This window comes from Sphingopyxis sp. H115 (genome assembly GCF_001468465.1).
In the GTDB taxonomy this organism is placed as follows: Bacteria; Pseudomonadota; Alphaproteobacteria; order Sphingomonadales; family Sphingomonadaceae; genus Sphingopyxis.
Genome location: NZ_LNSA01000002.1, coordinates 80,891 through 107,684 on the forward strand (window position 1 = coordinate 80,891; position 26,794 = coordinate 107,684).

Sequence of the window (26,794 nt, forward strand, 5' to 3'; positions counted from 1 at the left end):
TCATCGTGGCAATCTGACGCAATGGCGAGATCCCGGCCTTCGCCGGGATGACGAAAATGGGGCGGCAGTTCAGACATCGCTCGTCCCCGGCAACCGGTCGGCCAGCGCCACGGTCGACAGTCGCATCGTTTCCATCACGTTCGCCAGCCCGCGCAGTTCCAACAGCAACGCGCGGCGCTGCGTAAGAATGTCCGGCGTTGCCTCCTCGGCCAGCCCCATATGGCGCATCAACGACAGGCCGTTGGCGAAGAGCAATTTGCCGATCGCCGCCTCGCTGCTGATCCGGCGGAGCAGATAGGCCTGCCGCCCCTCGGTCAGTGCGGCATCGAGCAGCGCCTTTTCGTCGACGGCGTCGCCGGGGTTCGCGCGCGCGAGCAGGTCGGCGACAACCGAATAGGCCTCGGCAAAGGGCAACAGGATCGCGTGGCCGACGACGGGCTGGCAGCGGCGCAGGAGCTGCGCGATGCCGCGGTCGCCGCTGGCGAGCCGTCGGTCCCAGACGGGGTCGATGCGCGAAAGCTCGGCTTCGATCGCGGCGAGATGCTCGCCCCGCGGCGGATAGAAAAATTCGAATTTGAACAGGTCGCGGAGGCGATCGATCTTGGCCCAGAAGGCGGCGGTCGCGTCACCGCTGACGGCATCGCGCAGTTCGAACAACGCGAGTTCGACCATCGCGCGGTCGAGGAAATGATGCGCGATGATGTTGCGATAATAGCTCGCCATCGGGTGTTTGGCGGGGTCGATCGAATAAATCGTCTCGCTGCCCGCTTCGTAGCGCGCGAGCAGCCCACTCGCGACGAGCGTATCGACGGTGGCGGATAGCGCCCCATCGCCGCCGCTTTCGAGTTCCTTGCTGAGCCTGATGCCGCGCGCGCGCGCCCAGTCGGTCACCGCGCCAATCGCGCCGAGCAATTCGGCCGAGGTCGCGCCGCGCGGCGCCATGCCGAGCAGGATCAGGCACATCACCGACGTGACGGTCAGCGGGGTGACGCGGTTTGCCTCGACCGCGACGGCAAAGGCGATTTTTTCGAGCGCGCGCCGATCGTCGGGGCCCGGCGCAGCGTCGATCACAACGGGTTCGCCGATGTCGAGGCGGATACGCCCCGACGGTTCCTTCAGGCTCTTCATATAGCCGATGAACCACGACAGGCTTTCGGGCTTCTTGTTCCGCCCCGTCTGTTCGGCGGCATATTCCTCGACGTCGCGGATCAGGTCGAAACTAGTGACGAACGGCACGAAATACACGCCGCGCGTCCCCGTCGCATGCGCCGCGTCGAGGACATATTTCATCAGGCCGTACTTCGGCGGCATCAGCTTGCCGAGCCTCGAGCGCGTGCCCTCGAACGCCCAGCTCAGCGGAAAACGCTTGGCGAGCAGCCATGCGATATAGTGGCGCAGCACCAGCTTGTAGACGGGCTGGTCCTGGAAACTGCGCCGGATGAAGATCATCCCCGAGCGGCGGAAAAATTCCCCCATAACAGCGAAGTCGAGGTTCGCGCCGCCGAAGCTGTGCAGCATCGGCATGTCCTTTTCATAGGTCAGCCGACTGGGCGTCGCGCCGTCGATATAGGTTTTGTGGGTGAAAAGGATCGCGGTCGGGTGCTCGCGAAGGATATTGCGGAGCTTTGCCAGCTCGGCGGCGTCGATCTCCATCTCGGGCGCATAGCCGCCGAACATCATGCGATCGAGGCGCGCGCGCAGGTCGAGGAACAGCGCGCTGGGTCGCGCGATGACCTCTTTCATCAACGGCCGCGCTTCGCGGTAAAGGTCGGCGACTGGGCGACCGGTGGCCTCGGCCAGATCGGCGAGCGCAGCACGGAATTTGGGGCTGGTGCGCAGGCCATCGGCGACGAAGCGGGGTACCTTGTACCGCGTTCCGCGAATGCCGCGCTCGGCCACGTCAAGCGCAAGCGCCGCCTGACGCGCGACGAAGCGCGCAAATTCCGGACTGCCCTCGCCTTCGCCGTCGCCGCCGCCGGTCTGCGCGCAGAAACGTGTCCGCAGCATGTCGAGCGTCGCCGCCTCTCCCACCAATATTTGCGCGCGGCGGCGGTCGCGGAGCAGAATCGCACGCGCGCGGAGCGGCCCCGGGTGGCGCGGGTCGCCGAAAATCAGGTGACGGAATTTGAGCGCGCGGTCCTTGTCGAAACCCGGGATGCGCCACGCGACGCGCAGCGGCACGACCAGCCGCGACGAGGCACCGCCAAGCCGCGCCTGCAATACATCGACGGGCAGCGCATGGTCGCCGTCCTCGATATCGAGGCTCGCCCAGACGGGCTCGTCATCGCCACTCGTCGAATGAATCCAGTCGAGCAATATGCGCCGTTCGACGCCGTTGCGCGCGTCGATGATGTAAAGCCGGTCGGCCGCCTGCTCCGCCACGATTTCGGCGCGGGGCGTTCCGTCGGCCACCGCTTAGCCGGTCTTTCCCTTGCGGGCGGCCGGCTTTTGCGCCGGCGCCTTTTTCTTTGGGGCGGGCGTCTTCCCCGCCGCCCTCTTTGCCTTCGGCTTTTCAGTCTTTGCCATAGGAGGCGTTTCGGTCGCGACCGATTCCGCAACACTCTCCTCGGGCTGGCCGAGCGTACGCAGGAACATGTTGCGCACATCGCGGACATGGCTGTTGATGGTCCTCGGGGTCCATTTGGAGGTGTCGACCGGCGGCAGGACGGTGACGCGCACCGTTGCGGGGCGCATCACGAACTCGTTCTTGGGCGCGACATCGGTGGCGTTGTGGATCACGATCGGGACGATCGGTACCCCTGCCTGCATCGCGAGGTGGAAGGCGCCCTTTTTGAAGGGTTCGAGCTTCGGCGTCAGGCTGCGCGTGCCCTCGGGCGCGATGCAGATCGACTTGCCCTCTTTCTGGATCGCGTCGACCAGCGGCTCCATTGCCTTGATCGCGCTCTTGCCGTCGGCGCGATCGACGAAAACGGTGCCGCCCCATTCCATCAGCTTGCCGAGGATGGGGATGTCCTTGATCTCCTTCTTGCCCACCCCGCCCATGTCGCGGCGGATGAGCTTGGCGAGGATCATCACGTCCGCCTTGCTCTGGTGGTTGAAGATGAAGACGCACGGGCGCGACGACCAGAGGTGGCGTTCGTCCTCGACCTCGAGCTCGACGCCGGTGATCGCGGTCGCGAAGTCGCCGAACAGGCCGATCGAGAAATTCGCCGCTTCGCGCTGCGAGCGGGTGAGCGCCCAGATCGGCAGGCCTGCGGCGAAGGCGCCGACAAGCGAGCCCGTGGCATAGATGGTGCGGGTGTAATCGACCCAGCTCGGCGTGCCGCGGCTTGCGAACCGCTGGACGGGCCAGCCATGTTCGTCGGCGATGGCTTTCAATTTCATGTTCGGGTTAAGCGGGCGCGGTTTGCCGACGCGTTCGAGCAGCTCGATATCGTCGTCGCTGTCCGAATAGAAAAAGCTCTGGTCGAGATCGAGGCCATATTCGGCGGCCAATTCCTCGGCGGCCAGCACCTTGCCCTCGCCGAAGCAGAGCGGACGGATGATATCGCCGGTGAAAACGCCGTCCTCGATTTCATAGGCGGAACATTTGATATCGGTGATGCCGAGGTCGCGCGCGGTCGGTTCGATCTGGTAGATCGTCGCCGACGAGATGATCGCGACGCGGTGCCCCTTCGCCTGGTGCGCTTCGATGATCGCGCGCGTTTCGGGATAGATTTTGCGCGCGATATGCTTTTTGTAGAGTTCCTCGCCGAAGTCGACGAAGCTTTGTTCGTCGACGCCCTTCATGAATTTGGCGGCGGCGGACATCAGGCCGGAGAAACCGATCTGGCCAAGGCTGTGCTGCGCGACGACCTGCGCGGTCTCGGCGATCTCCTCGACCGACATTTCGCGGCGCTGGAATTTCTCGCGCAGCATCGCGGTCGCCGAATAGCCCGAGATGATCGTGCCGTCGAAATCGAAGAGCGCGGCGATGTGCGGCCCGGGTTCGGAACTCAGAACTTCTTCCAAATGCGGCTGCGGTCTTGGCACGCACATCTCCCCACGGCGGCTATGTTGCCGCTTGTCCCTGCACGATGACAGGTAAGATGGGGTTAATCAATGGGCCGAAAGCGCCGATGCCTCGCGCGCCAATGTCTCGATCCGGGCCGGGTCGAGCGGCCCCGACGGGACGACCCAGCTGCCGCCGACGCACAGCACCGCTTCGAGTGCGAGCCATTCGGGGGCGGTCGCGGCGCTGATCCCGCCCGTCGGGCAGAAGCGCGCGTTGCCGAAGGGCCCCGCGAGCGCCTTCAGCGCCGGAATGCCGCCGCTCGTCGCCGCGGGGAAGAATTTGAAACGCTCGAGACCAAGGTCCATCCCGCGCATGATGTCGCCGGCGTTGGCAGTGCCGGGCAGGAAGGGAATGCCGCTGGCAACGGCGGCCTCGCCCAGCTTGTCGGTCAGACCGGGCGAGACGATGAATTCGGAGCCTGCATCGATCGCGTCCTTCAGCATCGCGGGATTGAGCACCGTTCCCGCGCCAACGACAGCGCCGGGCACCGCCTTCATCGCCCGGATCGCATCGAGCGCGGCGGGGGTACGCAGCGTCACTTCGAGGACGCGGAGCCCGCCCGCGACGAGCGCCTCGGCCATCGGCACCGCATCCTCGACGCGGTCGATGACGATCACCGGGATGACCGGCGCGAGGCGCATGATCTGGTCGATGGACTGGCTCAAATGACGGACTCCATGGCAGCAAGAACGGCCGAGCCGCCCTTTTCGGCTTCGTCGGCGTGGTGGCGGAACAGCGCGAACAGCTCGCGGCCGACGCCCAGCGCGGGCGGCGGTGCGGTGGCGGGGGTGCGAGCGACCCATTCGGCCTCGTCGACGAGCGCAATCGCCTCGCCTTTCACCGCGCAAACGCGGACGACGTCGCCGTCCCGAAGATAGGCGAGCGGGCCGCTGACCCCGTCGGGGCCGGGCAGCGCCTCGGGCGACAAATGGATGACGGCGGGCACCTTACCGCTGGCGCCCGACATGCGGCCGTCGGTGAGCAGCGCCACGCGGAAACCCTTGTCTTGCAGCACGCCCAGCGCCGGGGTCAGCTTGTGCAGTTCGGGCATCCCATTGGCGCGCGGCCCCTGGAAGCGGACGACGACGACGACGTCGCGATCGAGCTCGCCCGTCTTGAACGCGGTGAGCACCTGATTCTGGTCGTCGAAGATCCGGCACGGCGCCTCGATCGTCCAGCGGTCTTCGGCGACTGCGCTGGTCTTGATGATCGCGCGCCCAAGATTGCCCGCGAGAAGGCGCATCCCGCCGTCGGGCGAAAAGGGCGCGGCGACAGGGCGCAGCATCGTATCGTCGCGGCTCTCGACGGGCGCGGCTTGCCAGCGAAGTTTATCGTCGACGAGAACGGGCTCGGCCGCATAGTCGGCCATCGTCCCGCCGACGGTGAGCACATCGCCGTGCAGCAGTCCGGCACCGAGCAGCTCGCGCACGACAAAGCCGATCCCGCCCGCGGCGTGAAAATTATTCACGTCGCCCGCGCCATTCGGATAAACGCGCGCGAGCAGCGGCACCGCGTGGCTGAGTTCGTCGAAATCCTGCCAGTCGATGATAATCCCCGCCGCGCGCGCGATCGCGGGCAAGTGAATCGCGTGGTTGGTCGAACCGCCGGTCGCGAGCAGGCCGATCGCGGCGTTGACGATCGCCTTTTCGTCGATGCAGCGCGCGAGCGGGCGGTAATCGTCGCCGTCCCAGCCGATCGCGGCGATCCGGTGCGTCGCAGCGCGCGTCAGTTCCTGGCGGAGCTTGGTGCCGGGGTTGGTGAAAGCGCTGCCGGGGATGTGCAGCCCCATCAGCTCCATCATCATCTGGTTCGAGTTCGCGGTGCCATAGAAGGTGCAAGTGCCCGCACCGTGATAGCTTGCCGCCTCGGCTTCGAGCAGTTCGTCGCGGGTCGCCTTTCCCTCGGCATAAAGCTGGCGGACGCGCTGCTTTTCCTTGTTCGCGAGGCCCGAGGGCATCGGCCCGGCAGGAATCAGGATTTGCGGCAAATGGCCGAAGCGCAGCGCGCCGATGAGCAGGCCGGGGACGATCTTGTCGCAGATGCCGAGCAGCAGCGCGCCCTCGAACATCGCATGGCTGAGCGCGATTGCGGTGCCCTGCGCGATATTGTCGCGGCTGAACAGCGACAGGTCCATACCCGCCTGCCCCTGCGTCACGCCGTCGCACATCGCCGGGACGCCGCCCGCGACCTGCGCGGTGACGCCCACTTCGCGCGCGAACAGCTTGATCTGCTCGGGGTAGCGGCCATAGGGCTGATGCGCCGACAGCATGTCGTTGTAGCTGGTGACGATGCCGATATTCATCGCCGCGCCGGTGCGGATCGCGGGCTTGTCCTCGCCCGAGGCGGCGAAGCCATGCGCGAGATTACCGCACGACAGGTTGCCGCGGTTTGTTCCGGCCTCGCGCTGGCGATCCATCAGCTCGAGATAGGCGGCGCGGCGCGGGCGGCTGCGTTCGATGATGCGGTCGGTGACCGCGGCGATGGTGGGGTGGAGAGGGGTCATGACAATTCCAAAACCCTCTCCCCTTGGGGAAGAGGGATGCGCAGACTTGCGAGTTTGCTCGCTGGTCGAAGCTGGGTGAGGGTGTGAACGGCAGGGGCGAAAGCGACGGCAGCGACCCTCATCCAACTGCGCCCAATCGCTACGCGACAAGGCTTCCTATCCCTCTCCCCCAAGGGGAGAAGGTTTTCAGTGCGCTCAATCATGCCAGCTCGCTCCGTCGCGTTCGATCAGCGCGATCGATGAACTCGGCCCCCAGCTTCCCGCGGTGTAAGTCTGCGGCGCCATGTCGACCGCCGCCCAGGCGTCGCGGATCGAATCGATCCACTGCCACTGCGCCTCGACCTCGTCGCGGCGCACGAACAGCGTCTGGTCGCCCTCGATAAAATCGAGCAGCAGTCGCTCATAGGCGATCCGCCGCCGCTCGCCGGCGAAACTGTGCGAGAGCGAGACGTCCATCGTCACCTCTTTCAGCTTCACCCCGTCGCGGTCGAGGCCGGGCTGTTTCGCCATCACCTTGACCCGGATATTTTCCTCGGGCTGGAGGTTGATGATCATGCTGTTGGCATCGAGCTTGCCCGCGCCGACGCGCGCGAAGATATTGTGCGGCACCGGCTTGAACTGGATCAGCACCTCGGACTTTCGCTGCGGCATGCGTTTGCCGGTGCGCAGGTAGAAAGGCACGCCCTTCCAGCGCCAATTGTCGATATAGGCCTTCAGCGCGACGAAAGTTTCGGTGTTCGACGGATTGCCGAGTTCGTCGGCATAGCCCGCGACCGCGCCGCCATTGACCGCGCCGCTGCTATATTGGCCCTTCACGCTGTGCGCCTTCACATCGTCGGCGCTCATCTTGCGAAGCGAGCGCAGCAGCTTGACCTTTTCGTCGCGCACCGCGGTCGACGAAACGCTCGCGGGCGGCTCCATCGCGATGATCGCGAGCAGCTGGAGCATATGGTTCTGCACCATGTCCTTCAATGCACCGACGCCGTCATAATAGGAAACGCGGCCTTCGAGCCCGACGGTTTCGGCGACGGTGATCTGGACATGGTCGATCGCCTGCGCATTCCAGAGCGGCTCGAAAAGCATGTTGGCGAAGCGCAGCGCGAGCAGGTTCTGGACCGTTTCCTTGCCGAGATAATGGTCGATGCGAAAGACGCGATCCTCGGCAAAGGCATCGCCGACCTCGGCATTCACCTCGCGCGACGAGGCAAGGTCGTGACCGATCGGCTTTTCCATCGCGATGCGGCACTCAGCGCACGCGATATTCGCGGCCTTCAGCCCCTGCGCGATCGGGCCGAACATCGACGGCGGGGTCGATAGATAGGCTCCGATCGGGCGGCCGAGCCGGTCGCCGAGCATTATCGCGAGCTCGTCATAGCCGGTGCCCGCGCCGGCATCGACCGGACAATAATCGATGCGTTCGAGGAAGCGCGCGATCGCGCCGTCGTCGAGCCGGTCATCGGGCAGATGCTCGGTCAGCGCCTCGCGCACCATTTGGTGACACGCCGCGCGATCCATCTTCGAACGTCCCGACGCGACGACCGTCAGCGCCTCTTCGAGCAGGCCGTCCATGTGGAGATTGTAGAGCGAGGGAAAGAGCATGCGCTGCGCAAGGTCGCCCGTTGCGCCGAACAGGATCAGGGTTTCGACTTTCACGCTCAACTACGGTCCCCTTGGATAGTTTTTCAGAATTGGAGGATGCACCCCGCGAATGCAACGCGCATACGTAAGCCGCATACGATGTCGCCCCCTTGGCAAATTCGTCACACTTGCCATAGGGAACGGCGATGTCCGATGCCCCGTCCCCCTATGATGTCATCGTGGTCGGCGCCGGTGTCAATGGCGCCGGCGTTGCGCGCGATGCCGCCGGGCGCGGCGCGCGCGTGCTGCTGATCGAGGCGAACGACCTTGCAGGGGGCACCTCGTCGAAATCGACCAAGCTGATCCACGGGGGGCTGCGATACCTAGAACATTATGAATTCGGCCTGGTGCGCGAAGCGCTGAAGGAACGCGAGGTCTTATGGGGCATCGCGCCGCATATCATCCGGCCGCTGCGCTTCGTCCTCCCCTATCGCGACGGGCTGCGCCCGCGCTGGCTGCTGCGGCTCGGCCTGTTTCTTTACGACCATATCGGCGGCCGCAAGAAGCTGCCCGCGACGCGGTCGATCGACCTTCGCCGCCACACCGCGGGCGCGCCGCTCCAACCGCAATATGTCAAGGGCTTCGAATATTCGGACGGCTGGGTCGACGATGCGCGGCTGGTGGCGCTCAACGCACGCGACGCCGCCGACCGCGGTGCGCGCGTCCGCACACGAACGCGCGCCGAAATGCTGCGCTGCGAGGACGGGCTGTGGATCGTCGACGCGCGCGACGACCAGGGGCATCAATATCGCTTTACCGGGCGCAGCGTCGTCAATGCGGCAGGCCCGGCGGTGCTCGACCTGCTGAAGCGCGCCGATGCCGAACCCGACCACCAGATGCGGCTGGTTCGCGGGTCGCATATCGTCGTGCGCAAGGTCTTCGAGCATGGCTATGCCTATTTCTTCCAGCTCCCCGACGGGCGCATCTTCTTTGCCATCCCTTACGAACGCGACTTCACGCTGATCGGGACGACCGATCAGGATCACGAGGGTCCGGCGAGCGAAGCGAGGGCGAGCGACGAGGAAATCGCCTATCTGTGCGAAGGCGCGAGCCTCTATTTCCGCGCGCCCGTCACTCCCGCCGACGTCGTGTGGACCTATTCGGGCGTGCGGCCGCTGGTCGAGGACGGATCGGGGCGCCCCGAGGCGGCGACGCGCGGCTACCGCATCGATCTCGACATGGCCGAGGGCGCGCCGCTGCTCACCATCTATGGCGGCAAGATCACCAGCTATCGCCATGTCGCGCAAGATGCCGTCGACCAGCTCACCGGCCATATCGACGCGCTGGCGCGCAAGCATTGGACCGGCAAGGCATCGCTGCCCGGCGGCGATTTCGCGACCGACGGCATTGCGGCGCTGAAGGCCGAATATAAGCTCGCCTATCCCTTCCTGCCCGCCGCGACGGTCGACCGCATTGCGCAGGCTTATGGCACCGATGCGCGCCGCTGGCTGGCGGGCGCGGACGGTTGGGACGCGTTGGGCGGCGAGATCGCGCACGGGCTCAGCCTCGCCGAAGTTCGCTGGATGGTGACGCACGAATGGGCGCGCACGACCGACGATATCCTCTGGCGGCGCAGCAAGCTGGGGCTGCATTTCAGCGCCGACGAGGTGGCGGCCCTCGCCGAACAGACCGCCCGCCTCGTCGCCGAGGCGCGGCTCGCCGATCCGGAATATTTCGAGGGCCGCGTGGATAGCTGACGCATATCGTCAGGCGACCAGTGCGAGCGCATCGGCCCCGGCTGGGAAATGGGACCGGCCGCTCTCGTCGTGCACCGCCTGCCACACCGCCTTGGCGACATCGGCCTCGGTCGTGAACAGCGCCGGTTCGGCCATGCCCGCAAGGATCGGCTGCGCATAGGACCAATAGGGTTCGGGCAGCACGTCTTCGAGCCGGATCTCGGTATTCTGCGCAAAAGCGGTGGTCGGGCCGTAGCCGGGCTCGACGAGTTTCACCGCGATCCCGAGCGGCGCCAGTTCGTGGGCAAGGCTGCGCGTGAAGCCCTGGATCGCGGTCTTGCTGCCGGTATAGGCGGCGGCGAGCGGAAAGGGCGCGAGCGTCGTCGTCGAAGTGATGTTGACAATGACGCCCGAACCGCGTGCGCGCATCTGCGGGATCGCCGCCTGCGTCATCGCGATCGTGCCGAGCGTGTTGGTTTCGAAAATGTCGCGAATCTTCTGCATCGGCGAATGTTCGAGCGCGCCGAACAGGCCGATGCCGGCATTGTTGACGAGCACGTCGATGGGGCCTGCGCGTTCGAGCGCGAGGGCGATGCTGTCGGGGTTGGTGACGTCGAGCGCAAGCGTGTGGAGGCGGTCGGAAGCTGTCAAAGGTGCCGCGGAGGGGCGCCGCATGGTGGCGACCACATTCCAGCCGAGCGCGTGGAAATGACGCGCGGTTTCAAGGCCATAGCCCGACGAACAGCCGGTGATGAGGATGGTTTTCATATATGTTCCTTTCGCGGGGGTGATGAAAGGAGCCTAGACGGCGAACATCGGACTATCTATAATATGAAGTCCATATTTTGTTCGAGATAGTCCATATGACTGACCCCCTGTCCGACCTGATCGCGCTGCTGCGCCCGCGCACCGTCTTTTCCAAAGCGATCAGCGGCGCGGGCGCGTGGAGCGTGCGCTATGGCGATTTCGGGTATCCGGGGTTCTGCACGGTGATCGAGGGACGCTGCCGCCTGTCGGTCGATGAGGCCGATCCGGTGACGATCGAGGCGGGCGATTTCGTGTTCCTGCCCGCGACGCCCGGCTTCACCATGGGAGGGTTCGAGCCCGCCGAGCCCGTCGAGATCGATCCGCACGCGGCGGCGGACCTGACCGGCGAAGTGCGCCACGGCCGGCAGGAGGGCGCGCCCGATGTGACGATGCTCGGCGGCTATTTCGTCTTTGAGTCGCCCGACGCCGCGCTGCTCGTGTCGCAGCTTCCGGCGCTCATCCACCTGCGCGGCGCCGAACGGCTGGCGACGCTGGTGCGGCTGGTGCGCGAAGAAGCGGGCGAAGAGCGGCCCGGATGCAACCTGATCCTGTCGCGGCTGGTCGAGGTGCTGATCGTCGAGGCGCTGCGATCGGTCGAGGGCGACGACGCGCCGCCGGGGCTGCTGCGCGGCCTGCGCGACCCACGGCTCGCGGCGGCGATCCGGCAGATCCACGGCGCGCCCGCGCGGCCGTGGACGGTCGCGGCGCTAGCGAAGGAAGCCGCGCTGTCGCGCTCGGCCTTCTTCGACCGGTTCGCGCGGACGGTGGGCGTGCCGCCGATGGAATATCTGCAAAGCTGGCGGATGAGCATCGCCAAAGACTTGCTGCGCCGCGGCGCGGGAAAGCTCGACGAGATTGCAAGCCAGGTCGGTTATGGATCGGCGAGCGCGTTCAGCACCGCCTTTACCCGCCATGTCGGGTTGCCGCCGAAGCGTTTTGCGATGACCGCCTAATCGGCGCCGAACTGTTCGGCGAGCTTGGCGCGGCGGACCTTCCAGGTTTCGGCGAGTACGGGCACCTCGCGGAGCGCGCGGAGATCGGCGACGCGATCTTTCGCCTCGCCGCCGATCAACAGGCCGAAAAGCGAGGCGAGCGGCCATTCGGGATACGGCCGGTCGACCAGATCGAGATCGTCGCCCGCGCGCACGGTGCCGGGTTCGAGCACGCGGTAATACCAGCCCGAACGCCGCGACTTGACGACCCCCGCCATCACGCCCTTCGTTCCGAACCGATGGTCGAGCTTCCAGCATGGCTGGCGCGCCTGCGTCACTTCGACGAGCGCACTGCCGAGGCGGAAGCGGTCGCCGAGGAAGACGCTGTTTTCGTCGAGCCCGATGGTCGAGATATTCTCGCCGAACGCGCCCGCCGCATCGAGCAACGGCGTGGCGCCGAGCTGGCCGCGCCACCAGTCATAATGGTCGGCGGGATAATGATGGATCGCCTTGTCGATGCCGCCATGAACACTGCGGTCGGCCTGTTCGTCGCCGACGAGCCCCATCGCGTCGACCGCGACCGCATCGGCGACCGGCAGCTTGCCGATCGCGCTCGGCTCGTCACCGCGAAAAGGGCGTGCCTTGCCCGTCAGGACAGCGAGAATCAGGGTCTTCATGCCGCCGATTGCATAGGGCCCGCCGCCGAAATGGCAATCAGGCTTTGGCCAGCGCGGGAGCCTTTTGCGTCCGCGTCGCCACTACGATCGCAAGTCCCGTCACCGCCATCGCCGCCCCCGCGAACGAGACCGCCGGATAGCCGAGCCCGAGGCCGATCACCCCGCCGCCGACCGCAGCGCCAACGGCGTTGCCGAGGTTGAAGGCGCCGATATTGACCGCCGAGGCCAGATTGGGCGCATCGGACGCCGCCTCCATCACGCGCATCTGGAGCGGCGGGACGATCGCGAAGGTCGCGACTCCCCAGACGAAAATGGTGACCGCCGCCGCGAGCGGCTGGAACATCGCACCCGCGAAAATCACGAGCGTCGCGGCGAGCCCGGCGAGCGAGACGATCAGGGTGCGGTCGATCGACTTGTCGGCGAACAGGCCGCCGAGCCAGTTGCCCGCGGTGAGCCCGAGCCCGTAGACGACGAGCATCGCGGTCACGAACAAGGTCCCCGCCCCCGCGGCGTCGCGCAGGATCGGCGCGATATAGGTGAAGACGGTGAACATCGCCGACGAACCGATCGCGGTGAGCGCGAGCGCGATCAGCACCTCGCGGCGCTTCAGCACGCCGAGTTCGGCGAGCATGTTGCCACCCGTATCGCGGCCGATGTCGGGAAGCGCAAAGCGCAGCGCCGCGATGGTGATCAGCCCCCAGACGGCGATCGCGCCGAAGGCGGCGCGCCAGCCGAACGTCTCGCCGACCCAGGGCGCGAGCGGCACGCCGATGACATTCGCAAGTGTCAGCCCCATGAACATCGCCGCGACCGCGCTCGCGCGCTTCTCGGGCGGAACGAGGCTCGCCGCGACGACCGAGCCGACGCCGAAAAAGGCGCCGTGATTGAGCGAGGTGATCACGCGCGCGACCATCAGCGTCGTGTAGTCGCCCGCGATGGCGGACAGGAAATTGCCGAGCGTGAAGATCGCCATCAGGCCGATCAGAAGGGTGCGGCGGTTCATCCGTGCGGTGGCAAGCGTCATCAGCGGCGCGCCGAGCATGACGCCGAGCGCATAGGCCGAAACGAGCAGCCCGGCGGCGGGGATCGAGACGCCCAGCCCCTTGGCCATGTCGGGGAGCAGCCCCATCGGGGCAAATTCGGTGATGCCGATGCCGAAGGCGCCCGTCGCGAGCGCGAGCAGGGGAAAGTTGATTTTCATGTCGGTTCTTCCGATCAGACGAGCGGCGGGTTGAGGCGCGCGAAGCCCGCCTGTTGCCGGTACGGCGTGTGCGGATAGGGCGGCAGCACGTCGCTTGCCGCGTCGAGTGCTGCTATCTGTTCGGCGTTCAGTTCCCAGCCGACCGCGCCAAGGTTCTGGCGAAGCTGTTCCTCGTTCCGCGCGCCGATGATCACCGACGACACGGTGGGGCGCCGGAGCAGCCAGTTGATCGCGACCTGCGGCACCGTCTTGCCGGTTTCGGCGGCGATCGCTTCGAGCGCGTCGATCACGCGGTAGAGCAGTTCTTCGGCGACCGGCGGCGCGAACTGTTCGGTTTCGTGGAGGCGGCTGCCCGCGGGGAGCGGGCGCCCGCGCCCGATCTTGCCGGTGAGGCGTCCCCAGCCGAGCGGGCTCCACACCAGCGCGCCGATCCCCTGATCGGCGGCGAGCGGCATCAGGTCGGCTTCATAAGCGCGCCCGATCAGCGAATAATAGACCTGGTGCGCGACGAAGCGCGGCGTGCCGCGCCGGCCGGCCGCCGCCTGCGCCTTCATCAGCTGCCAGCCCGGATAGTTCGAGACGCCGGCGTAGCGGAGCTTGCCCGCGGCGATCAGCGTCGCCAGCGTGTCCATCAGTTCTTCGACGGGAGTCGACGCGTCGAAGGCGTGGAGCTGGAGCAGGTCGATATGGTCGGTGCCGAGCCGGCGGAGCGCGGCGTCGACCGCGCCGATCAACCGGCTGCGCGAGGCGCCCCAGTCCTGCGGCCCGTCGCCCATCGGCAGCCCGGTCTTGGTCGAGATGAGTACCGCGTCGCGGCGGCCCTTGATCGCTTCGCCCAAAATCTCCTCCGACGCACCGTTCGAATAGACGTCGGCGGTGTCGAACAGGGTCACCCCGGCGTCGAGGCTGATGTCGATCAGGCGCCGCGCCTCGGCCGCGTCGCTCGTGCCCCACGCGCCGAACAGCGGTCCCTGCCCGCCGAAGGTGCCGGTCCCGAAACTCAAGGCCGGGACGCGCAGCCCCGACGATCCCAATTGGCGATATTCCATTATCCGTCCTTTCGATTGCGTTGCACGCATAGATGGACGGGGACATGTGGCTGGTGTAGCGCCGCACGAAGCGAAGGATTTTTGAAATGAACGCAAAGATCGATGGCGGCAGCGATCGGGCGCGGTCGATGGAGGTCTTTGTCGCAACCGTCGCGGAGGGCAGTTTTTCCGCGGCGGGCCGCTGCCTTGGCCTCACCCCGTCGGCGGTCAGCCGCACGATAGACCGGATCGAGGCCAGATTGGGCGTGCGGCTGTTGCTGCGGTCGACGCGCGCGCTTGCGCTCACGCCCGAGGGGGAGGCCTATCTGCGCGCGGCGCGGCGCATCCTGGCCGACCTTGGCGACGCCGAACAGGCGATCGCCGATCAGGGAGCCCCGCGCGGGCGGCTGCGCGTCAGCGCGGCCCAAGCGCATGGCCGGCTGCGCATCGTGCCGCTGCTCGGCGATTTCGTGCGCCTCTATCCGCATATCCTGGTCGACATCAGCCTGGCGGACCGGCTTGTCGATATCGCCGCGGGACAGGCCGACGTCGCGATCCGCTTCGGCCCGCTGGCCGACAGCCCGCTCACCGCGCGCAAGCTTGGTGAAGGCCGCCGCGTCATCGTCGCCTCGCCCGCCTATCTGGCGGCGCACGGCACGCCGCGCCGTCCGGAGGATCTGCACGATCATAACTGCCTGAATTTCAATTTCCGCCGCGCCGAACCAACCTGGCCTTTTCGCGACGACACGCGCGACTATGCGCTGGCGGTGCAGGGCAATATCGAGGCGAACAATGGCGAGACGCTGGGGCAGCTCGCCGCTGCCGGGGTCGGCATCGCCCGCGTCGGCGCGTTCAGCATCGCCGACCAGATCGCGAGCGGCGCGCTCGTCCCGATCCTCGAGGAGTATAATCCGGGCGACGTCGAGGTGATCCACGCGGTTTTCGCGGGCGGCGCGAACACCCCGGCGCGGGTGCGGGTGTTCGTCGACTTCCTGGTCGAGCGGCTGGGGCGCGGGGGGTGATAGGAACCGCGACGCGGGGAGGCGTGGGTCCGGGAAGACGCAGGAAGGGGCCGGCGGAAACCGGCCGCGCCTGCGCGGCTTCAGGCCGCGGCGCCCTTCGCCGAACCCGCGACCAGGTTCATCACCAGCCTGGGCAGGCTGTCGTAATTCGCGCCATGATATTGCGAATCGGCGGGCAGCGCGTCCTTGAGGCGGCGGTGCGCCTCGGGCAGCGCGTGATAGGGCACGCCGGGCAGCAGATGGTGCAGCGCGTGATAGCGCAGGCCCACCGGCGCCCACAATTCGGGCAGGAGGCCCGGGGGCGGCACGTTGACGCTGTCGAGGAACTGGCCGGTCACGGTCAGCACGTCGCCGTCATTTTCCCACAGATGCGCGACGAGCGTGCGGATCTGGTTGAGGACCAGCGTCGCCGATGCGATCGCGCCGAAGATGACCAGCGCGCGCAAAGGCACCCAGCCGAATAGGCCCGCAGCGATCAGCAGCGTCGACCACGCCCAGGCGCCGCCTTCCTGCCACGCCCACTGGCGGCGGAACTCGCCCTCGGGCGGCTTGCGGCGGAACAGCGGGTTGATGATCATCCCCGAATAGCGTTCGACCACGACCCGGCGCAGCGGCGGGATCAGGAAGGATAGCGGGGTCAGAATGCCATAGCGGAAAACGAGTGCGAGCGGCGCGAACGCCGCGGCGACGACGAACAGCGGCACAGTCCAGGGCTTCATCAGCGCGAGCGGCAGATATTCGGGATCGTCGACCGTGCCATATTTGGTGCGGTTGTGGTGCAGGCTGTGAATCCCTTCATACATGAAAGAGGGGATCAGCATCGGCACGCCGACGAGGATGTTCCAGCCAAGGCGGAAGCCCGGCAGCGCATTCTTGCGAATATGCGTGAGTTCGTGGATGAAGCTGCCCGCGCGGTAGAGCGCAACGACCGAAATCGCCGCGGCGACGAGCATCCATAGCGTCGACGGCGCAAAAATCGCCGCCGCGATGCCGGCATAGCCGATGAAGGCCGACGCCAGCATGTCGGTCCAATAGATGCGCGCCGACGGCTGCACGAGATCGCGCGTCAGCTCCGACGCCGCGCGGATCATCGCCATATCGTCCGCAATCGCGGATTTGGGCGTCTTTGGGGCCGACGGCGCGAAGGGAGTCGCGACCCGATCGGCGGGGGGATTGATCGTCGTCATAGCGAGTCCAGAACCATAGTTTCGTGGCAGCAAAATGGCCGAATGCGGGTCGCCAGCGCCCTATCTATGCCCTAATGCGTCGCCATCCATGTAGGGTTGGCATTTCAGGAAACCAGTATGAGCGCGCATAACGAAGGCCCGATCACGATCGTCCCGGTCAAGGACAAGGCCGATCTGCGCGAATTTGTCGAACTCGCCTATCGGCTCAATCGCGGCGATCCGGCGTGGGTCCCGCCGCTGAAGGGCGAAGTGTACGGCCTGCTCACGCCCGGCAAGAATCCATGGTTTGAACATGGCAAGGCGCAATATTTCCTCGCGCGCCGCGATGGCCGCACGACCGGGCGCATCTCGGCGCATATCGACGAACTCGCGCTCGCGCAGCCGGCCGAACAGGGCATGGGGCCGGGCACCGGCAACTGGGGGCTGCTCGAAGCCGAGGACGAAGCGAGCGCGCAGGCGCTGCTCGTCGCCGCCGAAGACTGGCTGCGGACGCGGGGCATGACGCGCGCGCTGGGGCCGCTGTCGATTTCGATCTGGGACGAGCCCGGCCTCTTGATCGAGGGGTTCGATACGCCGCCGACGATCATGCTCGGCCACAACAGTCCGCTCTATCGCGGCTGGATCGAGGGCGCGGGCTATGCCCCCGCCAAGCAGCTTCTGAACTATTCGGTCGCCATTGCCGACGGCTTTCCGCCGCTGGTCAACCGCATCGTCGCGGCGGGTGAGAAGAACGCGCGGATCCGTATCCGCAAGGTCGACAAGCGCCGCTTCGACGCCGAAGCGACGCTGATCATGGGGCTGCTCAACGACGCCTGGTCGGACAATTGGGGCTTCGTACCGCTGACCGACAGCGAAATCGCCTATGTCGGCAAGAAGCTGAAGGACATCGTGTTCGAGGATCTGATCCGTGTCGCCGAACTCGATGGCGAACCGGTCGCGTTCATGATCGTGCTGCCCAACATCAACCAGCTGCTGATCGACATGGATGGCTCGCTGCTGCCCTTCAACTGGGCGCGATTGCTGTGGTGGCTGCGCAAACCCAAGAGCCGCATCCTGCGCGTTCCGTTGATGGGCGTCGCAAAAAAGCTGCAGAACAGCCGCATGGCCAGCACGCTGGCGTTCATGATGATCGAGTTCATCCGCCGCGACGCGGTGCGTGACTATGACGCCAAACAAGGCGACATCGGCTGGGTGCTCGACGACAATCAGGGAATGAATGCCGTCGCCGAGGCGATCGAGGCGAAGGTCAACCGGGTGTACCAGATTTACGACAAATCGCTCTGATCGCTGGGACAGCTTTGCGACAAATGGCCGTCATCGTGCGTTTGGGGGCACGGAAAGGTTTGTCATGGCAGTCCAGTATCTTGCCGCCAACCGTTTCGGGCTCGGCCGCCGTTTCGACGATCCGGCGGTGGACGACCCGAAAGACTGGCTGACCCGCCAGATCGGCGACTATGACCCCGCGCCCGCGGCGATCGCGGGGCTGGCGGGGCGCGAGGCGATCGCCATCGCCTATGCCGAATATCGCGACGAGCGGCAGGCAATGCGCCGCGACGCGACAAATGCGCAAATGGGCGACGACGGCGGCGACGCGGCCGAAGCGATGCGCCGCATGGCGCGCGCGGGGTTCCGCCGCCATTACGGCGAGGCCGCGAGCGCGCGCCTTGCCGCGGCGGTCGCGACGCCGACGCCCTTCGCCGAGCGCCTCGTTCATTTCTGGGCCAATCATTTCGCGATCTCGGCCGACAAGCAGACGGTCGTGGGCTTCGCCGGCAATTACGAGAATGAGGCAATCCGCCCGCATATCATGGGCAAATTTTCCGACCTGCTGGTCGCTGCGGTCCATCATCCCGCGATGCTGCTGTTCCTCGACCAGGCGCAAAGCTTCGGACCCGACAGCGTCTTTGCGACGCGCGTGCGGAACCGCGGCAAACGGCAGGCACCGGGGCTCAACGAGAATCTGGCGCGCGAAATCATGGAGCTGCATACGCTCGGCGTGCGCGCCGGCTATACGCAGGCCGATGTCACGAATTTCGCCAAGGCGCTGACGGGGCTGACCGTCGCCGGGCTCGGGCGGGGGGCAGGACAGCGGCTGATGCCGGCCAACGCACGACCGGGCGAGACCGTCTTCGTCGACCGGCTCCACCAGCCGGGGGCGCAGACGATCCTGGGCAAGAGTTACGGCCAGCCCGGGGCGAAACAGGCCGAGGAGGTGCTGCGCGATCTGGCCGTCCATCCCGCGACCGCGCGCCATGTCGCGACCAAGCTTGCGCGCCACTTCACCGGCGACGAACCGCCCGCGCCGCTCGTCGGCCGGCTGGCGCAGGATTTCGAACGCACCGGCGGCGACTTGCCCTCGCTCTATCGCACGCTCATCGCCTCACCCGAGCCCTGGGCGGCCGAACCCGCGATGTTCAAATCGCCATGGGACTGGACGGTGTCGATGCTGCGCGCCCTGAAAGCGCCGGGGCTTGGCGAGCGCCAGAATATCGCCGCGATGTTTGCCCAGCTCGGCCAGCCGGTGTGGCGCCCCGGATCGCCCAAGGGCTATGACGACATGGTCGCGACCTGGGCCGGATCGGCGGCGCTGATGCAGCGCGTCGAACTGGCGAGCCGCATCGCGGGGCGGATCGGCGACCGCGCCGATGCGCGCGTGCTGGCGCCGCTCGTCCTCGCCGACGCACTCACCCCCGAAACGGCACAGGCGATCTCGCGCGCCGACAGCCCCGGACAGGGTATCGCGATGCTGTTCGCGAGCCCGGCTTTTTTGCGGAGATAGACGATGATCCTCTCGCGCCGTTCCATCATCCTGTCGGGCATCACCGTCGCCGCCGCGGGCGCGCTGCCCCGCTTTGCCTATGCCGCCGCGGGCACGCCGAAGCGCCTCGTCTTCGTCATCCAGCGCGGCGCCGCCGACGGGCTCGCCACCGTTGCGCCGACGGGCGACCCGGCCTTTGCCGCCGCGCGCCGCGCGCTGGCCGACGAAAGCGCGGGCGGCGTGAAGCTCGACGCCCTGTTTACCTTGCACCCGTCGCTTGCGCAGACCGCGAGCCTTTACACCGGCAAGCAGGCACATTTCGCGCACGCGGTCGCAACGGCCTATCGCGACCGGTCGCATTTCGACGGACAGAATATGCTCGAAGGCGGCGGGGCGCGGCCCTATGGCCGCGACGACGGCTGGGTCGGGCGGCTGCTGACCCTGCTGCCCGCCGCCGAGCGCGATGCGATCGCCATCGCACCCGCCGTCCCGCTCGCGCTGCGCGGGTCGGTGCAGGTCGGCACCTATGCGCCGAGCCGCCTGCCGCAGGCCGACGCCGACTTGATCGCGCGGCTGACCGCCATGTATGCGAACGACCCGCTGCTCCATCCCTTGTGGGACAGCGCGGTCAGGACGCAGGAACTGGCGAGCGACATCGGCGGCAACAATGGCCGCAACGGCGCCGACCTCGGCAAGCTCGCCGCGTCGCTGATGATGCCCGCCGATGGCGCGCGCGTGATGATGGTCGAAACCGGCGGCTGGGACACGCACAGCGGCCAGCGCGGGCGGCTTGCCGCGCAGCTGCGCGGGCTCGACCAGCTGATCGGCGCGTTGCAGACGGGGCTCGGTCCGGCGTGGAACGAGACGCTCGTGATCGTCGCGACCGAATTCGGCCGCACGGTCGAGGTCAACGGCACCGGCGGCACCGACCATGGCACCGCATCGACGGCGATGCTACTGGGCGGCAGGCTGGCGGCAGGCGGCAAGGTCTCGGCGGATTGGCCGGGGCTGGCGACCGCCGCGCGATACGAAGGCCGCGACCTCAAGCCGACACGCAGTCTCGAAAGCGTAATCGCGGGGGCGGTCGCGCATCATTATGCGCTCGATCCCAAGCGGGTGATGACGACCCTGTATCCCGACGCGTGAGGGTCGCTTCGGCGCGGCCGAAGCAGAGCGGCACCGGCCCGCTCCCCCACCCGGCCTCCCATAGACCACTATCGTCGGGGAGGCCGGGTGGGGGAGCGGGCCGGTGCCGCTCTTCCACGTCAGTGGAAAAATCTACGACAAAACCGCCCAGGTCGGCGCATGGTCGCTCGCCTTCTCGCGCCCGCGGTGATCCTTGTCGACGCCGGCATCGACCAGCCGGTCGGCGAGCGCGGGGCTCAAGAGCAGATGGTCGATGCGAAAGCCATGGTCGCGCTGCCACCCGCCCGCCTGATAGTCCCAGAAGGTCCACACACCGCCCGCCGGATGACGGCTGCGGATCGCGTCGGTCCAGCCGTCGCCGAGCAGGCGGAACCACGCATCGCGCGAATCGGGCTGCATCAGCGCGTCGGTCGACATCGCGCGCGGGTCCCACACATCGTCGTCGTGCGGGATGACATTGTAGTCGCCGGTCAGGATGGTCGGAATTTCGGAAGCGAGAAGAACTTTCGCGCGCTCGCGCAGCCGCGCCATCCAGCGCAGCTTGTAATCGAATTTGGGGCCGGGTTGGGGATTGCCGTTGGGCAGGTAGATGCAACCGACGCGCAGGCCGTGGACGTCGGCCTCGAGATAACGCGACTGCTCATCCTCGTCCTCGCCCGCCAGCCCGCGCTGCGTTTCGACCGGCTGCGTGCCCTTGGCGAGGATCGCGACGCCGTTGAAGCCCTTTTGCCCGTGATAGAGGAAGCCGTAACCCGCCGCCTCGATCTCCTTCGTCGGCATCGTTTCGTCGCTCGATTTCAATTCCTGCAGGCAGGCGATATCGGGCTGCGTTTCTTCGAGCCATTCGACGAGGCGCGGCAAGCGGGCCTTGATCCCGTTAATATTGAAGGTCGCGATTTTCATGGCCGCAGCTATGCCAGCAAGCAGGCGGCGGGGAAAGGCGTCAGATCGAGAAGCTGGACCCGCAGCCGCAACCCGAGGCGGCGTTGGGATTTTCGACCTTGAACGACGAGCCGCCGAGCGAATCGACGAAATCGACGATGCAGCCGCGCACCAGGTCGATGCTGACCGGATCGACGACGAGCTTCACACCGTCGGTTTCGCTGACGATGTCGTCGGCGTCGATGCTGTCGGCGAGGCCAAAGCGATAGGTGAAGCCCGAACAGCCGCCGCCATCGACCGCGAGGCGCAACGCTGCGTCGGCCTCGCCCTTGCGGTCGGCGATCCAGCGGACGCGCGCCGCGGCGGCGGGCGACAGGGTGATATCGGAAAGCTGCGTGGCCATGGCGTCAAGATAGGGCGTCGGTTGCAAAAGAAAAGGGCGCCCCGGCATCAGCCGTGGAGCGCCCTCCTCTCCGACCCAGGAAAGCCTGGTTAATTCTTATTCGGGGCCGCCCATCGCGACATTCTTGCCGGTGATCGCGGCGATCGCCATCTGATCCGAGCGAACGAAAGGCATCGGATTGACCGGGGCGCCTTCGATGCGGACTTCATAATGGAGGTGGTTGCCGGTCGAACGGCCGGTCGAACCGACATAGCCGAGGATGTCGCCCTTTTTCACCTGTTGCCCGGGGCGCACGATGTAGGACGACATATGGCCGTAGCGCGTCTGGATCGCGTTGCCATGTTCGACTTCGACATAATTGCCATAGCCGCCGAGGCGCTGGGCGCGGCCGACGATGCCGTCGGCGGTTGCGTAGATCGGGGTGCCGTGCGGCGCCGGAATATCGATGCCATTGTGGCGTGCGACCTTGCCGGTGACCGGGTGGACGCGCATGCCATAGGAGGACGAGAGCGACATTTTTTCGATCGGGCGACGCGACGGAACCGAAACCCCGATCGACGCCGTCAGGCCGGTATCGAGACGCTTCCACGCCTGGAAGATCGCGCGTGCTTCGCTGTCTTCGCTGGCCGAGGGCACGCCAGCGGTAAAGCTGTCGTCATCGGGCTCGTCGGGAACGATGATGCCGGCATCGGCGCTGGTTTCGACGGCGTGGACGGCCGGAGCGGCCAATCCGAAACTTGCTGCTACGCAAAGAATTGCGACTTGGTGCAACTTCTGCGCCAGAAGAGTGTTAATCAAAACGACGACCCCGCGTTTGCCATGTCGCCAAAGTCCATAAACGGGCCTTGGCGCCGGTGTTTCTTGGTTTGGATGATTGCTCATCCCCCGCGGAAGCCTGTGTGCTGTTCCAATCCTTACGAAGCAATAACAGCGTAGAATTCTTGCGTTAAACCGGCACGCTCACGCGCCGAGTCGTTGAATGGCGGCTTCAAACTGCCGCGAAATCGCGATTTTACGAGCGCCTGCCACGTTTCGACGACGTTGAATCCCCTTTCGTCGCACTTTTGCCGGAACCAGTCTGTGCCCGCGCTCACATGACGGATTTCGTCGTTGTAAATGCGCGATAAAATCTTCGCAGAAGCTTCGTCGCCGGCACCCCGGAAGCGCTCGACGGTCATCGGCGTCACGTCGAGGCCGCGCGCTTCGAGCACCATCGGGACGATCGCAAGGCGCGCGAGCGCGTCGTCGGCGGTGAGCTGCGCCGCTTCCCACAACCCCGCATGCGCGGGCAGATCGCCATAGAAGCTGCCGATCTGGCGCAGCCGCCGGTCGAGCAGCGCGAAATGCATCGCCTCGTCGGCCGCAACGCCGATCCAGTCGTCGACGAAGCCGCGCGGAAACTCGCCGCCGAACCGGCCGACCAGATCGACCGCTAGGTCGATCGCGACGAACTCGATATGCGCGAGCGCGTGGAGCATGGCGATGCGGCCCCGGTCCGACCCGCCCTTGCGGCGACGCGGCATCTGGCTGGGCGTGAGCAGTTCGGGCCGCGCGGGCCACGCGGGCTGGCCTGGCATCGGAACGTCGCAGCGATGTTCGAGCTCGCCGCGCCGCCACGCCCGCGCGAGACGGCGCGCCGCGCGGCGTTTATCGTGCGGATCCGCGGTCAGCAGGACCGCACGCGCGGCTTCGCCCAGCGTCGGCATGTCAAAGCGCCTTTGCGGCCTCCAGCACGGCGTCGGCATGGCCTTTCACCCGCACCTTTCGCCACTCTTTCGCCAGCTTGCCGTCGCGGCCGAAGAGGAAAGTGGACCGTTCGATCCCCATGTAGGTGCGGCCGTAATTCTGCTTTTCGACCCACGTCCCAAATGCCTCGCACACCGCGCCATCCTCGTCCGACGCGAGGCGGACGGTGAGCCCATATTTGTCGCGGAACTTGCAGAGTTTTGCCGGCGCGTCGCGCGACACCGCGAGCACCTGCGCCTCCAGATGCGCGAATTCGGGGGCGAGGCGAGTGAAGTCCTGCGCCTCGGTCGTGCAGCCCGGCGTATCGGCCTTTGGATAGAAATAGACGATAAGCGGCGCGCCCTTCATCGCGGCAAGATCGATCGCCGCGCCGTCGGCGTCGAGCAGCTTGACCGGGGGAATGGCGTCTCCGATGGCGAGTGTCACGGCTTTGTCTCCTGCTGTGCGGGGCGAATCGAGGCCCACCAATTTGCGATCTCCTGCCGCGCTGCGTCGTGCGCGGCAAGCATCTGCGGCCAGCCGGGCTCGCCGCACTGGCTTGCCACCAACTGCCGCGCCGCCGCCGTCGGCGGCTCGCCCTCGGGCGCGGTGAGGCGCAGCATGACGAGCATGCGCGCAAGCAGGCCGTGCGCGTCGCACACCGCGGCGGGCGCCAGCCCGGCGGCCTTGAGGCACGCCAGCGCCGCCGCAATATTCGGATCGTGGCACCGGCCGCTCACAAGCTGCGTCACCTGCATCGCGAATTCCAGATCGACGAGCCCGCCCGGTCCGCCCTTGATATCGAGCGCGCCCTTCGCCGGCTTGTGTGCGGCGATCTTGTCGCGCATTCCGGCGGCATCGGCGGCAATCCTCCCCGCATCGCGCGGGATGGCGAGCAGGTCGCCGATGACCGTCTGCACTGCCGCCTTTGCGGCATCGGAGCCATAGACCGGCCGCGCGCGGAGGAGCGCCATATGCTCCCACGTCCACGCCTCTTCGCGCTGATAGCGTTCGAAGCTGTCGAGCGTGACCACCAACGGCCCCTGCGCGCCCTGGGGCCTGAGGCGCGTGTCAACATCGTAGAGCTTGCCCGCCGCGGTCGGCACCGACATCGCCGCGGTCACGCGCTGCGCGAGCCGGTTGTAATAGGTCGTCGCGCCGAGCGGCCGCGGTCCGTCGGATTCGGCGAGATGGTCGCCGGTGAACAGATAGATGAGGTCGAGGTCCGACGCATGCGTCAGCGCCCTCCCCCCGAGCCGCCCCAGCGCGAGCACCACCAATTCGCTGTCCGCGATCCGTCCATGCGCCTCGACAAATTCGGCGACCGTCGCGTCGGCCAGCAATTGCAACGCCGCCTCGGCCAGTTCGGAATAGCCGCACGCGATCGCGAGCGGATCGGTCGCCCCGGCGATCAGTTGTACGCCATAAGCGAAACGCCGTTCGCCGACGCGGTCGCGCACACGGTCGAGCAGGCGCTCATAGTCGAGCCCGGCAAGCCCGGCCTCCCACTCGGCAAGCAGTTCGGCCTTGGCCGCAGGCGCTTCGAACGCGCGCTTGTCGATCAGGCCCTCGATCAGTTCGACGCGCGCGCCAAGCGCATCGGCAAGCGTCGGCGCGAGCGAAAGCGTGCGCGTCGCGATCTTCGCCAGCTCGGGCTGCGCGGCGAGCAGGTGGAAAAAACCCACCGCGCTCGGCAGGCCCGCCACCAGCTTGTCGAAGCGCGTCAGCGCCGCTTGCGGATCGGGCGCCGCGCCGAGCGCCCTCACCAGTTCGGGCAGCACGGTTTCGAGCGCGTCGAGGGCCGCCGGGCTGCGCAGCGCGCGCAGCTTGCCGCCGCGCCATTCGGCGATGGTGCGCAGCGCGGCGTCGGGCGGGTCGAAGCCCGCCGCCACCAGATGTGTCGCAAGGCCGCCCTCGTCGCGGGGCAGGCCGGTCGTCACCGCGCGCTCGGCGACGAGCCGGTCGTAACAGGCACCGACGTCGGCGGCGACGGGTTCGAGCATCGCGAGCAGCGCCGCACCGTCGGTTTCGCCATCGAGCCGCGCGACGCAATCGAGCGCCGCTTCCTGGGTGGGCAGGCAATGCGTCTGCTGGTCCTCGATCATCTGAAGCCGGTGTTCGATCCGGCGGAGCGTCGCATAATGGCCCGAAAGCCGCGTCGCGACATCGGGCTCGATCCGCCCGACCGCAGCCAACGCCGCGAGCGCATCGACCGTCGCGGGAACGCGCAGCGACGGATCGCGCCCGCCATAGATGAGCTGGTGGACCTGCGCGAAAAACTCGATCTCGCGGATGCCGCCACGCCCGCGTTTCAGGTCAAACCCCGGCCCGAACGCCTGCCCCTGCGCGAAATGATCGCGGATCCGGTCGCTCATCGCGCCAATTTCCTTGAGTTGCCGGAAATCGAGGCTGCGGCGCCAGATGAAGGGCTGGATCGCCGCAAGGAAATCTTCGCCGAGCGCGCGGTCGCCCGCCGACGCGCGGCTGCGGATGAAGGCGGCCTGTTCCCATGCCAGCGCCTCGGACTCATAATAGGATATCGCCGCGCTTTCGGGCAGCACGATCGGCGTCACCTCGGGATGCGGACGCAGGCGCAGGTCGACGCGCAGCACATGCCCGTCGCCGGTGCGCGCCGACAAAATCTCGGTCATCCGCCGCGCGATCCGTACCGCCGCCTCGCCCGGATCGTCGCGCGAACGGCGCGGCAGCGTGTCGGGGTTGAAGATCAGGATCGGGTCGATGTCGGACGAATAATTGAGTTCGTGGCTGCCGAGCTTGCCGAGCGCGATCACCGACAGGCCGCGCGGTTCCTCGCCGGGCACGCGCTCGGCAAAGGCGGCGGCGAGCGCGGAGTCGCACGCCCGATCGGCAAAGTCCGAAAGCAGCCGCGTCGTCGCCCGGACATCATGTTCGCCCGACAGGTCGCCGAGCGCGAGCAGCAGCGCCATCCGGCCGCGCCAAAGGCGCAGCGACCGCATGATATCGTCGTCGACGGGCGGTGGTGCGACGTCGGCCAGTGCCGCGTCGGTTCCGTCGGCAAGGAAACGCGTCACATCGTCGGGGTTGAGCTCGGCGAGCCGCGCGAGGAAAGGCGCATGGGCGGTGAGCCGGTCAAGCGCGGACTGGCGCGCGAAAGCGTCTGGTGCGGTCATCGACCGCCGCTATCGCCCGCCACCCCTGCGGTATCAACCCCT

The 26,794-nt window shown here is 66.9% G+C and carries 22 protein-coding genes; 6 read left to right on the forward strand and 16 right to left on the reverse strand.

The genetic code is table 11. The features are described 5' to 3' along the window. Positions 1-69: 69 nt before the first annotated feature. The 5 genes from ATE71_RS02050 to zwf all read right to left on the reverse strand — a co-directional run bounded on the left by ATE71_RS02050 (position 70) and on the right by zwf (position 8,177). Entirely contained in the window at positions 70-2,412 is a 2,343-nt protein-coding gene (locus ATE71_RS02050; protein ID WP_058801743.1) for a glycerol-3-phosphate 1-O-acyltransferase, read from the reverse strand. A gap of 3 nt (positions 2,413-2,415) precedes the next feature. After that, positions 2,416-3,999, reverse strand: a complete 1,584-nt coding sequence (locus ATE71_RS02055) for an HAD-IB family hydrolase (protein WP_058801745.1) — start codon at positions 3,997-3,999, stop codon at positions 2,416-2,418. A gap of 60 nt (positions 4,000-4,059) precedes the next feature. Beyond that, positions 4,060-4,680, reverse strand: a complete 621-nt coding sequence (locus ATE71_RS02060) for a bifunctional 4-hydroxy-2-oxoglutarate aldolase/2-dehydro-3-deoxy-phosphogluconate aldolase (protein ID WP_058801746.1) — start codon at positions 4,678-4,680, stop codon at positions 4,060-4,062. Further along, on the reverse strand, positions 4,677-6,518 hold the full coding sequence (gene edd, locus ATE71_RS02065) for a phosphogluconate dehydratase (protein WP_058801749.1): 1,842 nt from the start codon (positions 6,516-6,518) through the stop codon (positions 4,677-4,679). The genes ATE71_RS02060 and edd overlap by 4 nt, the downstream gene beginning before the upstream one ends. Before the next feature lie 195 nt (positions 6,519-6,713). Then, positions 6,714-8,177: a glucose-6-phosphate dehydrogenase gene (zwf, locus tag ATE71_RS02070; protein ID WP_082665030.1), complete on the reverse strand. Its 1,464-nt coding sequence runs from the start codon at positions 8,175-8,177 to the stop codon at positions 6,714-6,716. Between the two features lie 125 nt (positions 8,178-8,302). Here zwf and glpD point away from each other — a divergent pair, with 125 nt between their 5' ends. After that, positions 8,303-9,853 carry a glycerol-3-phosphate dehydrogenase gene (gene glpD / locus ATE71_RS02075; RefSeq protein WP_058801751.1) on the forward strand — a complete coding sequence of 517 codons (1,551 nt, stop codon included), beginning with the start codon at positions 8,303-8,305 and terminating at the stop codon, positions 9,851-9,853. A gap of 9 nt (positions 9,854-9,862) precedes the next feature. Here glpD and ATE71_RS02080 read toward each other — a convergent pair whose 3' ends face one another. After that, positions 9,863-10,600 (reverse strand): SDR family oxidoreductase, encoded by a 738-nt coding sequence (locus ATE71_RS02080; protein WP_058801752.1) that lies wholly within the window; start codon positions 10,598-10,600, stop codon positions 9,863-9,865. Between the two features lie 95 nt (positions 10,601-10,695). Between ATE71_RS02080 and ATE71_RS02085 the strand changes: the two genes are divergently transcribed. Continuing rightward, on the forward strand, positions 10,696-11,592 hold the full coding sequence (locus ATE71_RS02085) for an AraC family transcriptional regulator (RefSeq protein WP_058801754.1): 897 nt from the start codon (positions 10,696-10,698) through the stop codon (positions 11,590-11,592). Here the strand turns inward: ATE71_RS02085 and ATE71_RS02090 are convergent. The 3 genes from ATE71_RS02090 to ATE71_RS02100 are packed head-to-tail and all read right to left on the reverse strand — an operon-like array spanning position 11,589 to position 14,498. Next, positions 11,589-12,248: an MOSC domain-containing protein gene (locus ATE71_RS02090; protein WP_058801755.1), complete on the reverse strand. Its 660-nt coding sequence runs from the start codon at positions 12,246-12,248 to the stop codon at positions 11,589-11,591. The two genes, ATE71_RS02085 and ATE71_RS02090, sit on opposite strands and share 4 nt — an antisense overlap. A 37-nt stretch (positions 12,249-12,285) precedes the next feature. Continuing rightward, positions 12,286-13,449: an MFS transporter gene (locus tag ATE71_RS02095; protein WP_058801757.1), complete on the reverse strand. Its 1,164-nt coding sequence runs from the start codon at positions 13,447-13,449 to the stop codon at positions 12,286-12,288. Positions 13,450-13,463: 14 nt separating this feature from the next. After that, on the reverse strand, positions 13,464-14,498 hold the full coding sequence (locus tag ATE71_RS02100; RefSeq protein WP_058801759.1) for an aldo/keto reductase: 1,035 nt from the start codon (positions 14,496-14,498) through the stop codon (positions 13,464-13,466). An 86-nt stretch (positions 14,499-14,584) separates the two neighbouring features. On the opposite strand from ATE71_RS02100, the gene ATE71_RS02105 reads away from it, so the two are divergent. After that, entirely contained in the window at positions 14,585-15,499 is a 915-nt protein-coding gene (locus ATE71_RS02105; RefSeq protein ID WP_058801761.1) for a LysR family transcriptional regulator, read from the forward strand. A gap of 80 nt (positions 15,500-15,579) precedes the next feature. Here the strand turns inward: ATE71_RS02105 and ATE71_RS02110 are convergent, their stop codons facing one another. Continuing rightward, a complete protein-coding gene (locus ATE71_RS02110; protein WP_058801762.1) occupies positions 15,580-16,686 on the reverse strand; it encodes a fatty acid desaturase family protein in 1,107 nt (368 codons plus the stop codon). Positions 16,687-16,803: 117 nt separating this feature from the next. Between ATE71_RS02110 and ATE71_RS02115 the strand changes: the two genes are divergently transcribed. From ATE71_RS02115 to ATE71_RS02125, 3 genes are all read left to right on the forward strand, one after another. After that, complete coding sequence (locus tag ATE71_RS02115; RefSeq protein ID WP_058801764.1) at positions 16,804-17,970, forward strand: hypothetical protein; 1,167 nt, start codon at positions 16,804-16,806, stop codon at positions 17,968-17,970. Between the two features lie 64 nt (positions 17,971-18,034). Continuing rightward, the gene (locus ATE71_RS02120; RefSeq protein ID WP_058801766.1) at positions 18,035-19,465 is read left to right on the forward strand and encodes a DUF1800 domain-containing protein; all 1,431 of its coding nucleotides are present in this window, start codon (positions 18,035-18,037) and stop codon (positions 19,463-19,465) included. Positions 19,466-19,468: 3 nt separating this feature from the next. Next, positions 19,469-20,590, forward strand: a complete 1,122-nt coding sequence (locus ATE71_RS02125; protein ID WP_058801768.1) for a DUF1501 domain-containing protein — start codon at positions 19,469-19,471, stop codon at positions 20,588-20,590. 132 nt (positions 20,591-20,722) lie between these two features. Here the strand turns inward: ATE71_RS02125 and xth are convergent, their stop codons facing one another. From xth to ATE71_RS02155, 6 genes are all read right to left on the reverse strand, one after another. Next, positions 20,723-21,493, reverse strand: a complete 771-nt coding sequence (gene xth, locus ATE71_RS02130) for an exodeoxyribonuclease III (RefSeq protein WP_058801770.1) — start codon at positions 21,491-21,493, stop codon at positions 20,723-20,725. 40 nt (positions 21,494-21,533) lie between these two features. Next, positions 21,534-21,875 carry an iron-sulfur cluster insertion protein ErpA gene (gene erpA, locus ATE71_RS02135; RefSeq protein WP_058801944.1) on the reverse strand — a complete coding sequence of 114 codons (342 nt, stop codon included), beginning with the start codon at positions 21,873-21,875 and terminating at the stop codon, positions 21,534-21,536. Positions 21,876-21,971: 96 nt separating this feature from the next. Continuing rightward, a complete protein-coding gene (locus ATE71_RS02140; protein ID WP_235587869.1) occupies positions 21,972-22,604 on the reverse strand; it encodes a M23 family metallopeptidase in 633 nt (210 codons plus the stop codon). A 185-nt stretch (positions 22,605-22,789) separates the two neighbouring features. Continuing rightward, complete coding sequence (locus ATE71_RS02145; RefSeq protein ID WP_058801774.1) at positions 22,790-23,581, reverse strand: ferritin-like domain-containing protein; 792 nt, start codon at positions 23,579-23,581, stop codon at positions 22,790-22,792. A gap of 1 nt (position 23,582) precedes the next feature. Further along, a complete protein-coding gene (locus ATE71_RS02150) occupies positions 23,583-24,047 on the reverse strand; it encodes a peroxiredoxin (protein ID WP_201022913.1) in 465 nt (154 codons plus the stop codon). Further along, a complete protein-coding gene (locus tag ATE71_RS02155) occupies positions 24,044-26,752 on the reverse strand; it encodes a bifunctional [glutamine synthetase] adenylyltransferase/[glutamine synthetase]-adenylyl-L-tyrosine phosphorylase (RefSeq protein ID WP_058801776.1) in 2,709 nt (902 codons plus the stop codon). Before ATE71_RS02155 ends, ATE71_RS02150 begins: the two co-directional genes overlap by 4 nt. Positions 26,753-26,794 lie beyond the last annotated feature (42 nt).